The following is a 14,440-nucleotide window of genomic DNA, read 5'->3' as shown; positions in this document are numbered from 1 at the left end:
CAGCCGCTCAATGGCTACGAAAATAGAACATTATGTTTCAGGACAACCCGCTGCTAGCGCAGCTTAAACAGCAACTGCATTCCCAGACGCCGCGTGCAGAAGGGGTCGTGAAAGCCACGGAAAAGGGCTTTGGCTTCCTTGAAGTTGACGCGCAGAAAAGCTACTTCATTCCGCCACCGCAGATGAAGAAAGTGATGCATGGCGATCGCGTCATGGCCGTCATTCATACAGAGAAGGAACGTGAATCCGCTGAGCCGGAAGAACTGATTGAACCGTTCCTGACCCGCTTTGTCGGTAAGGTTCAGCGAAAAGACGATCGTCTTTCTATCGTGCCGGATCATCCCCTGTTGAAAGATGCCATTCCCTGCCGGGCCGCCCGCGGCGTTGAGCATGATTTTAAAGAAGGTGACTGGGCCGTAGCAGAAATGCGCCGTCATCCTCTGAAAGGCGACCGTGGTTTCTATGCAGAGCTGACGCAGTTCATCACCTTTGGCGATGACCATTTCGTCCCGTGGTGGGTCACGCTGGCGCGCCATAATCTTGAAAAAGAAGCGCCGAACGGCGTGGCGACTGAAATGCAGGACGAAGGTTTGACGCGCCGCGATCTCACTGCGCTGGAATTTGTCACCATCGACAGCGCCAGCACAGAAGATATGGACGATGCGCTCTACGCTGAAGAGAGCGCCGATGGCAAACTGCATCTGACCGTCGCCATTGCCGATCCTACCGCCTGGATTGCACAAGGCAGTAAACTGGACGAAACGGCCAAAATCCGTGCGTTTACCAACTACCTGCCAGGCTTTAACATCCCGATGCTGCCGCGCGAACTGTCAGACGATCTCTGCTCGCTGCGCCCAAATGAAGTGCGCCCGGCTCTCGCCTGCCGCATGACCATCGCCGCGGATGGGACGATTGAAGACGATATCGAATTCTTTGCCGCCACCATCGAATCCAAAGCCAAGCTGGCCTATGACAATGTCTCTGACTGGCTGGAAAACACCGGCAGCTGGAAACCTGAATCTGATGCCATTGCGGCGCAGATTCGTCTGCTGCACCGTATTTGCCTGAAGCGTGGCGAATGGCGTACAACCCACGCCCTGGTGTTCAAAGATCGTCCGGATTACCGGTTTGTTCTCGGTGAGAAAGGCGAAGTGCTGGATATCGTGGCCGAGCCGCGACGCATTGCTAACCGCATCGTCGAAGAAGCGATGATTTCCGCCAACATTTGCGCCGCACGCGTGCTGCGCGACAAGCTGGGCTTTGGTATTTACAACGTTCACACCGGATTCGATCCGGCCAATACCGAAGCGCTGGCGGCCCTGCTGAAGAATCACGATGTGCATGTTGATCCGGAAGAAGTCCTGACGCTGCCAGGATTCTGCAAGCTTCGCCGCGAGCTGGACGCACAGCCATCCGGTTTCCTTGATAGCCGTATTCGCCGCTTCCAGTCCTTCGCTGAAATCAGCACCGAACCAGGCCCGCACTTCGGCCTCGGTCTGGAAGCTTACGCCACCTGGACATCCCCAATTCGTAAATATGGCGACATGGTTAACCACCGTCTGCTGAAAGCGATTATCAAAGGCGAAACGATTGCACGCCCTCAGGACGACACGACCGTGCAGATGGCAGAGCGTCGCCGTCTGAACCGCATGGCGGAACGTGACGTTGGAGACTGGCTGTACGCGCGTTTCCTGCAGGATAAGGCCGGAACCGACACCCGCTTCGCTGCGGAGATTATTGATATCAGCCGCGGCGGGATGCGTGTCCGTCTGGTGGATAACGGTGCTGTCGCCTTTATCCCTGCCCCATTCCTGCATGCCGTTCGTGACGAACTGGTCTGTAGCCAGGAAAGTGGCACCGTGCAGATTAAAGGTGAAACAGTTTACAAAGTCACTGAGGTGATTGACGTAACTATCGCTGAAGTCCGCATGGAAACCCGCAGTATTATCGCGCGACCAGCTGTCTGATAACCCGCTAAATTGTCGGCCATTTCCGTTCGGGAAGGCCGACAATTTTTCTTTTTAACCCGCCCCACAAATTCATCATTTTTTCTGACTATTTTCCGATTCCCCCCGCCCAAAATGGCCATAATTATCTACAGTAAAAGAGTGCCGTCATATTCGGTCACCTGAATAGCTGGATGCTCAGTATTCTTTTTTGGCAGACTCGTTTTATTATAAGAAAGCAGGGAAAAACAATACGTTCACTTCGGTTTTACCGCTGTTTCACAACGGAAAAGTCGACTGCAAATGAATAATTTGTGCGCTAATGAGTAGCAGCGGGAGAAATCATGATCGACGATCTTGAGCAGAATTTGCTGTTTCGTTACATGGGTACTCACAGTCCGTGGTGGCGATTGTCGGCAGACAGCAACGCTCTGCACCTTGCCGCCAGCGAAAATGCCGATGCGACTCAGGTGGTGACGCTGGACGATGAACAAGCCACGTTGATCCGCCAGTTAACGGTAATTACCTCCAGCATTTCAATGAACCTCTCCCTGTATGGCGAAGAGGTTCCCGTGCATCTTGTCGGCCGCAAAATCACCCGAAACGAGTGGGCCGGCACGGCATCGGCCTGGAACGATACCCCCTCCGTAGCACGCGATCTCGCTCAAGGACTCTCCTTCGCGGAACAGGTGGTTTCGGAAGCGAATTCCGTCATTGTGATTCTCGATCAGCACGGCAATATTCAGCGTTTTAATCGCCTGAGCGAAGAGTATACCGGTCTGAAAGAGCAGGAAGTGATCGGTCAGAACGTGTTCAAATTGTTTATGAGTCGCAGCGAGGCGGCAGCCTCGAAGCGAAATATTACCGGTTTCTTCCGTAACGGCAGCTCCTACGAAGTCGAACGCTGGATCAAGACGCGGAAAGGACAACGCTTGTTTCTGTTCAGAAACAAATTCGTTCACAGCGGCAGCGGTAAAAACGAAATATTTCTTATTTGCTCCGGCACCGACATTACCGAGGAACGTCGGGCGCAGGAGCGCCTGCGCGTGCTGGCCAATACCGATACCATCACCGGTTTACCCAACCGCAATGCCATCCACGAACAGATCTCAGACGCCATCAACCATCGGGGCGAAACGCAGGTTGGCGTGGTGTATCTTGACCTGGATAACTTCAAAAAGGTCAACGATGCCTACGGGCATATGTTTGGCGATCAGCTCTTACAGGCGGTTGCACTCGCCATTCTGAGTTGCCTTGACGAGGGGCAGGTCCTGGCCCGGCTCGGCGGCGATGAGTTTATCGTGATGGCCACGAATACGTCTCAGGGCTCGCTGGAAGCGATGGCGTCGCGCATTCTGACCCGCCTGCGCCAGCCGTTCAGAATCGGGCTGATTGAGATATATACCGGCTGTTCTTTGGGGATCGCCCTCGCGCCGCAGCACGGGAACGATCGGGAAAGTGTGATTCGCAATGCCGATACGGCCATGTACACCGCCAAGGAAAATGGCAGGGGTAAGTTCTGCGTCTTCTCCCCTGAAATGAACCAGCGCGTATTTGAGTATCTTTGGCTGGACACCAATCTGCGTAAAGCGCTGGATAACGATCAGCTTCTGATTCACTACCAGCCTAAAATGACCTGGCGCGGTGAGGTCAGAAGTCTTGAGGCGCTGGTCCGCTGGCAGTCGCCGGAGCGCGGCTTGATCCCACCGCTGGAATTTATCTCTTATGCCGAAGAGTCCGGTTTGATTGTGCCGCTGGGGCGCTGGGTGATGCTCGACGTGGTTCGTCAGGTGGCGAAATGGCGTGACAAGGGGATTAACCTGCGCGTGGCCGTGAACGTCTCTGCACGTCAGCTTGCCGACCAGACGATTTTTCAGCGATTTAAAGCAGGTGCTTAAGGATCTGCATTTTGAGTACTGTCCTATCGACGTCGAGTTAACAGAGAGCTGTCTCATCGAAAACGAAGAGCTGGCGCTTTCGGTGATCCAGCAATTCAGCCGACTCGGGGCACAAATACATCTGGATGACTTTGGTACGGGCTACTCTTCCCTTTCCCAGCTGGCGCGTTTTCCTATTGACGCCATTAAACTCGATCAATCTTTTGTCAGAGATATTCATAAGCAGTCCATCTCCCAGTCTCTGGTACGCGCCATTGTCGCAGTGGCACAGGCCCTGAATCTGCAGGTGATCGCCGAGGGGGTGGAGAATGCAAAAGAAGACGCCTTTCTGACTAAGAATGGCGTCAACGAACGGCAGGGTTTCCTTTTTGCTAAGCCGATGCCCGCAGCCGCATTCGAGCGATGGCTAAAACGCTATCAGGCGCGACAACAGCGCTAGCTGGCCTTGCGTAAGCCCGCCGCATGATGGCGGTTTTGCAACATCACCAGACGCTCCATGTAGGCGATATCTTTCGGCTCAAGGCAGAATGCGGCATCGACCCAGTCTTCGGTAATATCCATCAGCTCACTGCGTGGCAACTGCAGAACGCGCGTACGAGCACGCAGCATGGCTCTTACGCCGTTCAGTTTTGGCCGCAATGTGTCTATGAAGGTCCTGACCGAGACGTAGCTTTGCCCGGGTTCATACAGCACATCCACCAGCCCGTGCTGCTCGTACCATTCTGCCGTGTGGGACTCCCCTTTGTAGATGAGCTCCTCCGCCAGCTTCATGCCTGAACGTCGTGCGACCAGCGAATACCCCCCCATCCCCGGGAACAGATTAAAGGCAATTTCCGGGAAACCTAACCGGGCATCACGCTGAGCCAGGACAAAATGGTGCGCCAGCGCTGCCTCAAATCCGCCGCCTAATGCGCTGCCTTCGACCATTGCCAGCGTGATGGCCCCCGTATCAAACCCTCTTGACGCCGCATGGACGCAATCAACACAGGCGCGGGCATACGCCCGTAACGCTTCACGCCGCCCGTTCTGAATGCACTCGACGAAGAACTGCAAGTCCCCTCCCACGTTGTACATTTCAGGAACAAGCGAGCCGGTAACCCAAAAATCGACCGCAAAACCCGACTGACGGACCAGCCAGGAAAGGTTCATGATCTCCTCAATTAAGGCATGGTTGAAGCAAGGACGCGGCTGAGCCCGCAGCATCATCCAGACGGTGCGTCGCTCCGCCTCGTAATACCCTGAGAGCTGCGTGAAACGTTCAGTATCGGTAAACAGTGTACAGGTAGGCTGATTGATAACTGTCATAGTCCAATTCCTCATATAAAAAAGCGCCTTGCGCGCAGTTTTAGACTAATCCACCGATTAAGCCTGCTATATGAGGGGGAATAAATTTATCACTTTCATTTATGTAATTTCGTTATCGCATTTTTTCCCTTCTCTTTTGACCCCATTTTCTGCATCATTGAAATTATTCACTTTTCGCTCCCGGGGAGAGATTATGTCTACTATTGATCCACAAGCTGTAGCACAACGTATTGATACCGTGCTGGATATTCTGGTAGCGGGTGATTATCACTCTGCGATCCGTAATCTCGAGATCCTGAAGTCTGAACTTCTTGCTCAGAATGGCGCTGACAACGCCCCCGAAAACAAACAGCCAAAAGCGCCGTGGGAAGTGTAATCCCACCGTTTCCGACCTCGTTTCGCTTTATTAAATGGATGCTATGAATTCCCGACAACAACTCATTTTGCAGATGGTCATCGATCAGGGGCGTGTAAGCGTGGTCGATCTCGCTAAAACCACCGGCGTCTCCGAAGTCACCATTCGTCAGGATCTTAATCTGCTGGAAAAACAGAGTTACCTGCGCCGTGCGCATGGTTATGCCGTGCCGCTGGACAGCGACGACGTTGAGACGCGCATGATGAATAACTACGCGCTTAAACGTGAACTGGCAGAGTTTGCCGCATCACTGGTAAACCCTGGCGAGACGGTCTTTATTGAAAACGGCAGCAGCAACGCCCTTCTGGCACGGACGCTCGCGGAACAAAAAGACGTGACTATCATCACTGTCAGCAGCTATATCGCCCATTTACTCAAAGAGACGCGCTGTGAAGTCATTTTGCTGGGTGGCATTTACCAAAAGAAAAGTGAAAGCATGGTGGGCCCGCTGACCCGGCAATATGTTCAGCAGGTGCATTTCAGTAAGGCCTTTATCGGCATTGACGGCTGGCAGCCGGAAACAGGTTTCACCGGCCGGGATATGATGCGCACTGACGTGGTGAATGCCGTACTGGAAAAAGAGTGTGAAGCCATTGTGCTCACTGACAGTTCCAAATTTGGCGCGGTCCACCCTTATACAATGGGTCCCGTCTCACGCTTCAGTCGCGTCATTACCGACGAACGGTTAAGTGACGAGCATCGTAATAAGCTGGAAGAAGACGGTCTGATTGTCGATATTATTAAAACGTCCGCCTGAGTCCATTTCGCGCCCGTCATTCGGGCGCCTGCATATCCCTTCGTCTGAGACGATTCCTAACGCCCCTTTAAGAGTTTTTACCTGTTTAACCCGCATTAAAGTCGTAAAATTAATGTTAGCGATATAACAGGAAGTGACTATCACTTGCGTGATTACGTAACGCCTGCGCGACCAGCTTTCACGGAAAAAAGAATTAGGCATTCGTTTTGTCTATACTTAACGTGTACCTCTTTCCGTGAATCGATAATTCAGGAGAAAGTATTATGACCTTAACCAGCAAAAAATTAGCCGCCGCTGTTCTGGCAATCACTGTAGCAATGTCCCTGAGCGCATGCTCTAACTGGTCTAAACGTGACCGTAACACCGCCATTGGTGCCGGTGCAGGTGCACTCGGTGGTGCAGTCTTAACAGATGGTAGCACGCTGGGTACATTGGGTGGCGCTGCTGTCGGTGGTATTATCGGTCACCAGGTTGGCAAATAATTATTCTATAAGCCTTCCCGACATCGCGATTTAGCGTCGCATTTCAGGTCTGACTTACGCACGTATATATCACGAGCCACGGCATTTGCCGTGGCTCATTTATTTTAACCGCCTGCCAGTTTGACTTTCATGCCCTTTGCTTCAAGCAGCGATTTAATTAAATCGCGTTTATCACCCTGAATTTCAATAATGCCGTCTTTCACGGCACCACCGCAGCCACATTTCTTTTTCAACTCAGCCGCCAGTTTTGTTAGCTCAGCATCATCCTGGTCAATTCCTGAGATAAGGCAAACCCCTTTCCCTTTTCGTCCACTGGTTTGACGCTGGATACGCACAATACCGTCGCCCTTCGGACGTTCAACTTTGGTTTTCGGCTCATCTATGCGCCCGCCCTCCGTTGAGTAGACCAGACGACTGTTGGAATCGGTCATTACGCCCCCTTTTTCAGTGATGCGTTGATTGCCTTAAGCGTCTCTGCCGGGTTAGCTGACTGCGTTACTGGCCGCCCGATAACCATATAATCCACACCAGCAGCCAGCGCCTGCTCAGGCGTCATAATACGGCGCTGATCGCCTACGTCGCTGCCTGCCGGACGAATACCTGGCGTGACCAGTTTAAAATCTTTGCCCAGTTCTGATTTGAAGCGGACCGCTTCCTGTGCGGAGCAGACGACGCCATCCAGCCCGCAGTTCTGCGTCAGACGCGCAAGACGCTCGGCATGTTCGGCAGGTGACAATGTCACGCCAAGATCGCGTAAATCACTTTCGTTCATACTGGTCAATACGGTCACCGCAATCAGCAATGGCGCATCTTTCCCGAACGGCAGGAGGGCTTCACGTGCGGCAGTCATCATTCTCGCTCCGCCCGACGCATGGACGTTGACCATCCATACACCCAGCTCTGCGGCGGCGGCAACGGCGTGCGCCGTGGTATTCGGGATGTCATGGAACTTGAGATCGAGGAAGACATCGAAACCACGCTGCTGCAGATCGCGGACGATTTGCGGTCCAAACAGCGTGAACATTTCTTTACCAACTTTCAGGCGGCAATCGCGAGGATCGATACCGTCGACAAAGGCCAGTGCAGCGTCACGCTTATTGTAATCAAGCGCAACAACAACAGGAGAATCCGTAATAACGCGGGAAGTGGAGGAAGTAACAGACGTCATGACCAGCCCTTTTCGTCTATGGGCGCGCAGCGGCGCGGAACAGATAAACGGCCAGCATTCTACCTGCCGCCGCCGCAAATTGACAGAATCCATTTGCCCCCCTGCCAGGCTGGCACACCGCACGGTGTTAAGGAAGGGGTATAAACCATCAGTATGTTGTAACTAAAATGGGGTGTTTTAAAAAATTACTGGCCGTCAAGACCACGGATTGGCTTGATGGTGGACCAGGCCCGGCAGGAAGGACAATGCCAGTAAAGCGTATACGCGGTAAAACCACACTTCTGGCAACGGTAGCGCGGTTTACTCCGCACCTGCTCGCCGACCATGTCGCGCAGCACCATCAGGCTCTCTTTGGCGCGCCCTTCTTCTGCGTCGTTCAGGTGGTAATCCATCAGTTTATGGAATACCCGCATCGTCGGATGACGCTGTAGCTGACGGGTAATATACACCTGCGCGGTGTCGGTCCCTTCGTACTGCTCAACCACGTCTGAGAGCATCAGCTCTGCGGTCGCGCCGGTATTCTCTTCCACGCAACGGCGCAGGAATGCTACCCACTCTTCCTGCTTGCCCAGCTGTTGATAGCAGGTTTGCAGCATCTCCAGCGTTTCACTGACCAGCTCTTTGTCCTGGTCAATCACCCGGAGCAGGCTTTCAACGGCTTTGGCGTAATCGCCATTCGCCATAAAAACGCGTCCCATCATGATAGAGATACGCGCGCTATTGCGATCTGCTGCTGCACCTTTCTTCAGCAACGCCATGGCTTTGTCCATGTCGTCGTTGCCCATCTGCTGAAGGGCAAGTTCACAGTAGAAATGGGCTATCTCAACACGCTGCTTATCTTTACCCAGCTTCACCAGCCGCTCGGCAGTATCAATGGCTTTTTGCCATTCGCTGGTGGCCTGATAAATTTGCAGTAATTGCTGCAACGCACCGATACGGAAATCCGTTTCATCAATCAGCTGCGAGAACATATCTTCAGCGCGGTCGTACAGCCCGGCAGCCATGTAATCGCGCCCCAGCTGCTGGACCGCGAGGAGACGTTGTTCGTAGGTCAGCGAGGCGCTTTCCATAAGGGTCTGGTGGATACGGATGGCACGGTCAACCTCGCCACGCGAGCGGAACAGGTTACCGAGCGTGAGATGGGCTTCGACGGTCCCCGTATCCTCTTTCAGCATATCGAGGAACAGGTCTACCGCTTTGTCCTGCTGATTACTCAGGAGGAAGTTCACCCCCGCAACGTAGTCGCGAGAGAGACGGTTAGCCTCATCCTGCTTTGTTTGTTGCGCACTTCTGCGGCCCATATACCAGCCATAGGCAGCGGCTACAGGCAAAAGCAGAAACAACAACTCCAGCATCGTCGATTATTCCTTCACGACCGGCACACCAGAGCTTTCCGGAATGTCGGACGCAGGCGCAATGTTATGCTCAAGTCGTTTAATTTTACGTTCAGCGCGTGCAAGAGAAACACGGACTTTCAGCCAGAACAGACCGCAAACCAGCCAGCCAATGGCAAAGCCTGCGGCAAACAAGACCGCAAGCAGACTTGATACGCGATACTCGCCCTGCGCCAGCAGATAGTTAAACGTCACCTGTTGATCGTTTTGTGCACCCAATGTGACTGAAATGACAAAAATCGCCAATACCAGTAAGAAAATGAGTAAATATTTCACATTACTTCCCGTTATGTGGTTCAAGCGAATAAAGTGTGTTCAACTTACCGCAATCAGCCTTATAAACTACCATTTTAGCGACGGGCGCGAAACGGAAAAAGTGACGCACACGTCATGGATTTATGGGCGAAATACGCAATATCAACCGTCAGGCGTCGCTTTGCTCCCTTTCGGCGATTTCTTCTTTCTCTTCAGGCGGTGGCGTAAGCGGGCCACAGAGTCGTTCTGCAAGCCAGGTTGCCAGCGTCACCAGCAGCCATGAGATCAGCGTAGCGACCACCAGGTCCCGTGGCCAGTGCATCCCCAGCAGCAAGCGGCTGCCCATCACTCCCGTTGCCCAGATCAGTAATATCCCGATGGTAACCGTTCGACGTCGTGGCCAAAGCAGCCCAACAGCCAACAGCGCCCAGCTGGCCGCAAACATCGTGTGGCCGGAAGGAAACGCGAAGCCCGTCTCTTTTTGCCAATGTTTACGCAAGAACTTCGGAATATCCTGCTGTTCCGTAAGCTGTTCTTTCACCAGCGCACCGCGATCTTTACGCTTTAAATTGTAGAACTCATCTACCGGAATATGGTGTGTTTTTTCCAGCCAGACGACAAACGGTCGTGGCTCCTGAACATGGTCTTTCACCCAGGACTTAACGCCCTGACCAATAACAATCGCGCCACCCAGGATAGCAAAGAGCATCAGCGCCGCGCGCAGACGAAAACGCAGGCACCACAGGAACCAGCCACAGAGAATGATATGGGTGATAATTCCCCACGGTTGCGTGACCGTCTCCGTTACCCAGTACAACGTTTTCAGCCACGTGGCATTCTGCCCGGGCTGCCACATCCAGCCGGAGACCCATACGGTCAAAGGCATAATCAGTAAAATGGCCGCGCCTGCTGCCGTACGTCTGGCGATTGAAAGCATGTCTTCTCCTTTTACGCTAAGCCTCACAATCATAACTGAAATTCATCCGATGGGTGGAGATGTCGGATCGTGCGTTTAACGTTCATATAGCATGGTGCCCATTAGGCGAACGTGCTGAGCTTGTGGCAAAATGAACAGATACAGAAAGTAAAACAGGCGCAAGACACGAAACGTGTCAGCCTACTCTGGAGAATCACATGCAGCTTAAACGTGTGGCAGAAGCCAAACTGCCAACCCCATGGGGCGATTTCCTGATGGTGGGGTTTGAAGAACTGGCAACCGGACAGGATCATGTTGCGCTGGTCTACGGCGATATTTCAGGGCAGACGCCGGTGCTGTCCCGCGTCCATTCGGAGTGTCTGACCGGCGATGCGTTGTTCAGCCTGCGCTGTGATTGCGGTTTCCAGCTGGAAGCTGCCCTTTCTCATATTGCCGAAGAAGGCCGCGGTGTGTTGCTCTATCACCGTCAGGAAGGTCGTAATATTGGCCTGCTGAATAAAATCCGCGCATATGCGCTGCAGGACCAGGGCTACGATACGGTAGAAGCCAACCATCAGCTCGGTTTTGCCGCCGATGAACGTGACTTCACCCTGTGTGCGGACATGTTCAAGCTGCTGGGCGTCGACGAGGTTCGTCTGCTGACGAACAACCCCAAAAAAGTGGAAATCCTCACCGAAGCGGGAATCAACATTGTCGAACGTGTGCCGCTGATTGTTGGCCGCAACCCGAAAAATGCCCACTATCTTGATACTAAAGCCGCCAAGATGGGCCATCTGCTGAAAGAGTGAAAGTAAAAAGCCCGGCATAAGCGCCGGGCTTTTTTATCAATCGAGCATCTTACGAATCACATAGTGTAAAATGCCGTCGTTCTGGTAGTAGGTCAATTCGGTTGCCGTATCAATACGGCACCGGCAGTCCAGTACCTCCGTCTTCCCGTCAGCTCGCGTCAGCTTCACCGGCACCGTTTTACCCGGCTGCAGGTTTTGCAGACCACTAATATCAATCTGCTCTTCTCCGGTCAGCCCCAGCGTTTTACGGGTTACGCCCTGCGGGAACTCAAGCGGCAGAATCCCCATGCCGATGAGGTTCGAGCGGTGAATACGTTCAAACGACTCGGCGATCACCACACGAACGCCTAGCAGGCGCGGTCCTTTCGCCGCCCAGTCACGGCTGGAACCGGAACCGTACTCTTTCCCGGCAATCACCGCCAGCGGTGTACCTTCCTGTTGATATTTCACGGCTGCATCGTAAATCGACACGACGTCCGTCCCCGGTAGATGGCGCGTCATCCCCCCTTCCACCCCCGGAACCATTTCATTACGAATGCGAATGTTGGCAAACGTGCCCCGCATCATGACTTCATGGTTACCGCGGCGCGAACCGTAGGAGTTAAAATCGCGGCGCTCCACTCCCCGGCTTTGCAAATAACGGCCCGCCGGGCTATCGGCTTTGATACTCCCCGCCGGAGAGATATGGTCAGTGGTGACAGAATCCCCCAGCATGGCCAGGATGCGCGCCCCATGAATATCTGTAAGCGGCGCAGGCTCGGCGAGCATCTCATCAAAGAACGGAGACAGACGAATATAGGTCGAGTCATCCTGCCAGTCATAGGTGTCCGACCCCACGACATTGATGGTTTTCCATTCCGGCGTGCCTTCGAAGACCTCCGCATACTCTTTGCGGAACATCTCGGTAGAGACCTTTTCAACGGCCATCGCAATTTCACGCGAGGACGGCCAGATATCTTTCAGGTAGACGGGCTCGTTCTTGCGGTCGTGACCAATCGGATCGGTCACCAGGTTAATGTTCATGTTCCCGGCCAGCGCATAGGCCACCACCAGCGGCGGCGAAGCAAGCCAGTTGGTTTTCACCAGTGGATGAATACGCCCTTCAAAGTTACGGTTGCCGGAAAGAACGGCGCCTACCGTCAAATCGCCCTGCTTGATCGCCGTTTCAATGGGCTCAGGCAGCGGTCCGGAGTTACCAATGCAGGTCGTACAGCCATACCCCACGAGGTTAAAGCCCAGCTCATCAAGATAAGGCGTCAGCTTAGCCTGAGCCAGGTAATCCGAAACCACTTTGGAGCCCGGCGCCAGCGAGGCTTTGACCCACGGTTGAGGTTTCAGACCCAGTTCAACCGCTTTTTTCGCCAGCAGACCGGCCGCCATTAAAACACTGGGGTTTGAGGTGTTGGTACAGGATGTGATGGCGGCAATCACAACCGCCCCGTCCGGAAGTTGATATTGATGGCCGTTCAACACATAGTCGATGGGACGATGGTCTTTCTTCGCCACGTTGACTTCCAGCTCATTGCTGGCGGCAAAGGCTTTCGGCACGTCTGTCAACGCGACGCGATCCTGCGGACGTTTTGGCCCGGCGAGGCTTGCCTCAACGCTGCCCATATCAAGCTCAAGCGTACTGGTAAATACCGGTTCATCGCCCGGATTGCGCCACATACCCTGCGCTTTGGTATAGGCCTCTACCAGCGCCACCTGCTCTTCGCTGCGTCCGCTCAGACGCATGTACTCCAGCGTGACGTCATCAATTGGGAAAAAGCCACAGGTTGCGCCATATTCTGGTGCCATGTTGGCAATGGTCGCGCGGTCAGCCAGGGGCAGCGAATCCAGCCCGTCCCCGTAGAACTCAACAAATTTGCCCACCACCCCATGCTTGCGCAGCATTTGCGTAACGGTAAGTACCAAATCGGTCGCGGTAATGCCTTCTGACAGTTTTCCTGTCAGCTTAAAGCCCACGACATCCGGAATCAGCATGGAGACCGGCTGACCGAGCATGGCGGCTTCCGCTTCGATTCCGCCGACACCCCAGCCCAGCACGCCGAGGCCGTTAATCATGGTGGTGTGGGAATCTGTACCCACCAGCGTATCCGGATAAGCCACCCACTCTTTGTCCTGTAATTCGCTCCAGACGGCTTTACCAAGATACTCAAGGTTAACCTGGTGGCAAATACCCGTGCCCGGTGGAACCACGCTAAAGCGGCTGAATGCCTGCTGGCCCCACTTCAGGAAAACATAACGTTCGTGGTTACGCTCCATCTCCAGACGCACGTTCTCGCCAAAGGCATCGTCATCACCGAAATGGTCAACGGTCACGGAGTGGTCAATCACGAGGTCAACGGGGGAAAGCGGGTTCACTTTGGCCGTATCGCCGCCGAGGCGTTTAACCGCCTCGCGCATCGCGGCGAGATCCACCACGGCAGGTACACCGGTAAAGTCCTGCATCAGGACCCTTGCCGGGCGGTAGGCAATTTCTCTGTCGGCATGGGCATGCTTCAGCCACCCCGCCAGCGCCTGGATATCATCGAGCGTGACGGAATCACCGTCCTGACAGCGCAAGAGGTTTTCCATCAGAACTTTCAAGGACTTGGGTAAACGCGAAATGTCCCCAAGCGTTCTGGCAGCCAGCGGCAGGCTATAGTAATGCCAGGTTTTATTTTCTGCCTGTAATGTGTCCTTACTGGCTTCGCGTAGGGTTAACGACATAAGCTCCTCCTTAATTACAGAGATGTCCTGACAATCATCAGGGCCGTAATTAAAGATAACACAAAGATGTCGTAACGTTTTGATAACAACCCGAATTGATAAATTTAGGAATGGTCCAGAGGACGTCAAAACAAAAAACCCCGCCGCAGCGAGGTTTTATCATTTAGCGGATGGCCAGCCAGATGAGCTGACTCCAGAACAGGATCGACAGGGTAAACACGCCAATCCATGACCAGTATTTGTGAGACGTCATGTTATTCATCATAGGGACACCAGGCATTATTTATTAAACATTCCGAGGCAGGTCCTCAGTGCGATATTGCTGATGTGTATTTATTAAAGAGTACAAAGGTGCATAGTCGTTATTCAGACCCAATGCATCA

The 14,440-nt window shown here is 53.5% G+C and carries 13 protein-coding genes and 1 pseudogene; 6 read left to right on the top strand and 8 right to left on the bottom strand.

The features are described from left to right. Positions 1-32: 32 nt before the first annotated feature. Both ACOTYN_RS15350 and pdeR read left to right on the top strand, forming a co-directional pair. On the top strand, positions 33-1,967 hold the full coding sequence (locus ACOTYN_RS15350; protein WP_023337374.1) for an exoribonuclease II: 1,935 nt from the start codon (positions 33-35) through the stop codon (positions 1,965-1,967). A 323-nt stretch (positions 1,968-2,290) separates the two neighbouring features. Next, positions 2,291-4,283 (top strand): annotated as a pseudogene (gene pdeR / locus ACOTYN_RS15345) (cyclic di-GMP phosphodiesterase). Here pdeR and ACOTYN_RS15340 read toward each other — a convergent pair. After that, positions 4,280-5,149 carry a crotonase/enoyl-CoA hydratase family protein gene (locus ACOTYN_RS15340; RefSeq protein WP_014884079.1) on the bottom strand — a complete coding sequence of 290 codons (870 nt, stop codon included), beginning with the start codon at positions 5,147-5,149 and terminating at the stop codon, positions 4,280-4,282. The pseudogene pdeR and the gene ACOTYN_RS15340 sit on opposite strands and share 4 nt — an antisense overlap. Positions 5,150-5,342: 193 nt before the next feature. Here ACOTYN_RS15340 and ACOTYN_RS15335 point away from each other — a divergent pair, with 193 nt between their 5' ends. From ACOTYN_RS15335 to osmB, 3 genes are all read left to right on the top strand, one after another. Next, on the top strand, positions 5,343-5,525 hold the full coding sequence (locus ACOTYN_RS15335) for a hypothetical protein (RefSeq protein WP_014884080.1): 183 nt from the start codon (positions 5,343-5,345) through the stop codon (positions 5,523-5,525). A gap of 43 nt (positions 5,526-5,568) precedes the next feature. Then, positions 5,569-6,321, top strand: coding sequence for a DNA-binding transcriptional regulator YciT (locus ACOTYN_RS15330; RefSeq protein ID WP_014884081.1), 753 nt, complete (start codon positions 5,569-5,571; stop codon positions 6,319-6,321). Between the two features lie 263 nt (positions 6,322-6,584). Then, positions 6,585-6,803 carry an osmotically-inducible lipoprotein OsmB gene (gene osmB, locus ACOTYN_RS15325; RefSeq protein WP_008501216.1) on the top strand — a complete coding sequence of 73 codons (219 nt, stop codon included), beginning with the start codon at positions 6,585-6,587 and terminating at the stop codon, positions 6,801-6,803. Between the two features lie 104 nt (positions 6,804-6,907). Here osmB and yciH read toward each other — a convergent pair whose 3' ends face one another. The 5 genes from yciH to pgpB form a co-directional block, all read right to left on the bottom strand. Next, on the bottom strand, positions 6,908-7,234 hold the full coding sequence (gene yciH, locus ACOTYN_RS15320) for a stress response translation initiation inhibitor YciH (RefSeq protein ID WP_023337376.1): 327 nt from the start codon (positions 7,232-7,234) through the stop codon (positions 6,908-6,910). Further along, positions 7,234-7,971: an orotidine-5'-phosphate decarboxylase gene (pyrF, locus tag ACOTYN_RS15315; protein WP_047365967.1), complete on the bottom strand. Its 738-nt coding sequence runs from the start codon at positions 7,969-7,971 to the stop codon at positions 7,234-7,236. Before pyrF ends, yciH begins: the two co-directional genes overlap by 1 nt. A gap of 185 nt (positions 7,972-8,156) precedes the next feature. After that, positions 8,157-9,326, bottom strand: a complete 1,170-nt coding sequence (lapB, locus tag ACOTYN_RS15310; protein ID WP_088126678.1) for a lipopolysaccharide assembly protein LapB — start codon at positions 9,324-9,326, stop codon at positions 8,157-8,159. 6 nt (positions 9,327-9,332) lie between these two features. Further along, the gene (locus ACOTYN_RS15305; RefSeq protein WP_014884085.1) at positions 9,333-9,641 is read right to left on the bottom strand and encodes a LapA family protein; all 309 of its coding nucleotides are present in this window, start codon (positions 9,639-9,641) and stop codon (positions 9,333-9,335) included. Positions 9,642-9,789: 148 nt separating this feature from the next. Continuing rightward, complete coding sequence (gene pgpB / locus ACOTYN_RS15300; RefSeq protein ID WP_023330548.1) at positions 9,790-10,557, bottom strand: phosphatidylglycerophosphatase B; 768 nt, start codon at positions 10,555-10,557, stop codon at positions 9,790-9,792. A gap of 197 nt (positions 10,558-10,754) precedes the next feature. Here pgpB and ribA point away from each other — a divergent pair, with 197 nt between their 5' ends. Then, a complete protein-coding gene (gene ribA, locus ACOTYN_RS15295; protein WP_008501210.1) occupies positions 10,755-11,345 on the top strand; it encodes a GTP cyclohydrolase II in 591 nt (196 codons plus the stop codon). A 36-nt stretch (positions 11,346-11,381) separates the two neighbouring features. Here the strand turns inward: ribA and acnA are convergent, their stop codons facing one another. Together acnA and ymiC are read right to left on the bottom strand one after the other, a co-directional pair. Further along, on the bottom strand, positions 11,382-14,057 hold the full coding sequence (gene acnA / locus ACOTYN_RS15290) for an aconitate hydratase AcnA (protein ID WP_332958314.1): 2,676 nt from the start codon (positions 14,055-14,057) through the stop codon (positions 11,382-11,384). Positions 14,058-14,220: 163 nt separating this feature from the next. After that, on the bottom strand, positions 14,221-14,319 hold the full coding sequence (ymiC, locus tag ACOTYN_RS15285; protein WP_014884088.1) for a small membrane protein YmiC: 99 nt from the start codon (positions 14,317-14,319) through the stop codon (positions 14,221-14,223). Positions 14,320-14,440: the final 121 nt, after the last annotated feature.

It is taken from the genome of Enterobacter cloacae complex sp. IR5458 (genome assembly GCF_049238025.1).
Classification (GTDB): Bacteria; Pseudomonadota; Gammaproteobacteria; order Enterobacterales; family Enterobacteriaceae; genus Enterobacter; species Enterobacter kobei.
This window is presented reverse-complemented; position numbering and strand designations above follow the sequence as displayed.